This is a genomic window from Streptomyces niphimycinicus (assembly GCF_018883605.1).
Lineage (GTDB): Bacteria > Actinomycetota > Actinomycetes > Streptomycetales > Streptomycetaceae > Streptomyces > Streptomyces niphimycinicus.
Window position 1 is genome coordinate 1 of the sequence record NZ_JAHLEM010001151.1, and the last position, 1,028, is coordinate 1,028.

Genomic DNA, 1,028 nt, shown 5'->3' on the forward strand with positions numbered 1-1,028 from the left:
AGGTGGCGCTGTTCCGGCTGGTCGAGGCGTGGGGCCTGAAGGCGGACTACCTCTCCGGCCACTCGATCGGCGAGCTGGCCGCCGCGCATGTGGCGGGTGTGCTCTCGCTCGCCGATGCGGCGAAGCTGGTGGCGGCCCGTGGCCGTCTGATGCAGGAGTTGCCCGCCGGTGGCGCGATGATCGCCATCCAGGCGTCCGAGGACGAGGTCGAACCGCTGCTCACCGACCGTGTGTCGATCGCCGCGCTCAACGGGCCCACGTCGGTCGTGGTCGCGGGTGATGAGGACGAGGCTGTCGCGATCGCCGCGGCGTTCGAGGCGCAGGGCCGGAAGACCAAGCGGCTCACCGTCAGCCACGCGTTCCACTCGCCGCGCATGGACGGCATGTTGGAGGCGTTCCGGGAGGTTGCGGAGGGGCTGGCCTACGAGGCCCCGCGCATCCCGATCGTGTCCAACCTGACGGGCGAGCTGGTCTCCGCCGAGGAGATCACGACCGCCGACTTCTGGGTGCGCCACGTCCGGGAGGCCGTGCGCTTCCTCGACGGCGTCCGCACCCTCGAAGCGCGGGGTGTGACCACCTTCGTGGAGCTGGGCCCCGACGGTGTCCTCACCGCCATGGCCCAGGACTGCCTGGCCGAGCCCGACGCGGCCGAGCTGCTGCCCGCGCTGCGCAAGGGCAGGCCGGAGGCCGAGGCGCTGACCGGCGCGCTGGCCCGGCTGTACGTCCGTGGCCCGGCCCCGGACTGGGAGGCGTTCTTCGCCGGTACGGGTGCGCGGAAGGTCGCGCTGCCCACGTACGCCTTCCAGCGCAGCCGCTACTGGGTCGACGCCCTGCTGAGCCTGGACGAGGTCGCCTCGGCGGGGCTCGGCTCGGCCGATCACCCGCTGCTGGGCGCGGCGGTGGAGCTGCCCGACGCGGACGCGTATGTGTTCTCCGGGCGGCTGTCGCTCGCCTCGCACACATGGCTGGCGGACCACACGGTCGCGGACACGGCCGTGCTGCCCGGCGCCGCGTTCGTGGAGCTGGCG

1 protein-coding gene is annotated in these 1,028 nt (G+C 73.2%); it reads left to right on the forward strand.

What is annotated here, in order from left to right:
- Positions 1–1,028, forward strand: a 1,028-nt coding sequence (locus tag KN815_RS48360; RefSeq protein WP_216348109.1) for an acyltransferase domain-containing protein, incomplete at both ends; no start/stop codon positions are given.